Source organism: Bifidobacterium hapali, from assembly GCF_002259755.1.
In the GTDB taxonomy this organism is placed as follows: Bacteria; Actinomycetota; Actinomycetes; order Actinomycetales; family Bifidobacteriaceae; genus Bifidobacterium; species Bifidobacterium hapali.
The window spans coordinates 1-1,996 of sequence record NZ_MWWY01000069.1; the positions used below are offsets into that span (position 1 = coordinate 1).

1 protein-coding gene is annotated in these 1,996 nt (G+C 61.4%); it reads left to right on the plus strand.

What is annotated here, in order from left to right:
* Positions 1 to 485 precede the first annotated feature (485 nt).
* A complete protein-coding gene (locus BHAP_RS11315) occupies positions 486 to 1,685 on the plus strand; it encodes an IS110 family RNA-guided transposase (RefSeq protein WP_094730745.1) in 1,200 nt (399 codons plus the stop codon).
* Positions 1,686 to 1,996: the final 311 nt, after the last annotated feature.

Sequence of the window (1,996 nt, forward strand, 5' to 3'; positions counted from 1 at the left end):
AGGCGTAGTCACACCACTGGAACGTTCAACCCGTGTAACTACCCCTCAGTCAGCTTCGCAGCCAGCTCGTCCTGCANGTAAGGACTCGTTATGCGCGTGTCTCGCGGGCGATATCGGTGCCGCTTTCGGTATCATCCTCGGTGAACTGACGCACTTCAGTGATGTTGCCGTTTTCGTCACGTTGAACCACATACACTTCGTATGAGCACCAACCAGATACCCATTACTATGTTTGGTAGGTCCCGAATGGTCGGGGCCGGGTCGCCGGTTCCGGTATGACTTTCCTGCCCTGTTATTGATGATCCGGGGGGTGTTGTCGCCGGGAGCGGGGGCGTTCGCAGNCCGCTGATAGGAACCAGGCCGGCCGTATGGACGCTTCGGGACGCATGGCGCAGGTCTCTTCGTAATGTGGATGCGGCGCGGGCGTCCGGACCTTCTTGCAGGGTCCACGGCGGCCGGAAACCTTCATGACGGGAGGGATGACGATGACTCCGGACGACATCGACGTGTGGGTCGGACTGGACGTGGGCAAGAGCGCGCACCACGCGCACGCCCTCGACCACGACGGCAACACCCTGTACGACAAGCCACTCAAACAGGACGAGAAGGCCATCCGCACGATGCTGGAGAAGCTCTCCAGACGCGGGCGCGTGCTGCTGGTCGTCGACCAGCCCAACACCATCGGCTCCCTGCCGCTGACCGTGGCCCGGAGCATGGGCGTACAGGTCGCCTACCTGCCCGGCACCGCGATGCGCCGGACCGCGCAATTGCTGCCCGGAACCGCGAAGACCGACCGGAGGGACGCGTACGTGATCGCATGGGCCGCGCTCAAAATCCCCGAAAGCCTCAGGGACGCGGGCCCGGACGACGAGACCCTCGCCGCCCTGAAGATCCTCGCGGGCCACGACGAGGACCTCGCCCACGAATCCACCCGCCACATCAACCGGCTACGCAGCCTGCTCCTGCAGACCCACCCCGCATTCGAACGCGTCCTGAAGGGCGAACGCGTCACCCGCGACGCGACCCTCGCCCTGCTCGAACGCTACGGAGGCCCCATGGGCATGCGCGAGGCTGGCATCGAACAGGTCAGACGATGGGCCAAGGACAAGGGGATACGTGCCGGACGCATCATCGACGACATGTTCAAGGCCATCGGTGAACAGACCGTTACCGTACCCGGCACCGACATGGCCGAGACCATCATCCCCTCGATCGCCCGCGACATCAAACAGATCAAGGACCGGCGCCGCAACCTCGCCTCGCAGGTCGAGGAGCTCCTCAACGATCACCCTCTTCTCACGGTCCTGACGTCGATGCCCGGGATAGGCGCCAGGACCGCAAGCAACATCCTCCTCGCAATCGGCGGGAACATCTCGAACTNCAAAAACGCGGCCCACCTCGCCGCGTACGCCGGCATCGCGCCCATCACCAGCCAATCCGGCACCAGCATCAAAGGCGAACACCCCGCCCGGGGCGGCAACAAACGCCTCAAGANCGCACTATGGCAGTCTGCGTTTGTCGCCTCCACTAAACACCCGCCATCCATCGCCTACTACAAACGCAAACGAGGACAAGGCAAACACCACAACGCCGCCATCATCTGCCTCGCCCGACGCCGCTGCGACGTGATCTACAGCATGCTCAAGAACGGCACCCTCTACCAGGAACAAACCCTCGCCGCCTGAACAAAACACAAACACCGGCTACGGCAACGAATCGCCAAGGCCAAAGCGAAGCACGCCCACCACAACCAACCAGAATGCGACACGTCAACCCCTCACACGGTTGACAAAAACATAGGAACACCCCCCCCGCAAGCTGCGAGTGACAAAATCATGGTACCGGCAACTACCGTCGAAATGATTGCTTTTCCGCGCATATTCTATTCTCCTTAATTCAGAGGCAACTTCGCCTTCCTATATCGCAATCGTAAGAGATCTTCTCCCTCGATTACGCCGATCCAGCTTCCTTACCAATCGGTAGCTCCATGCTATCT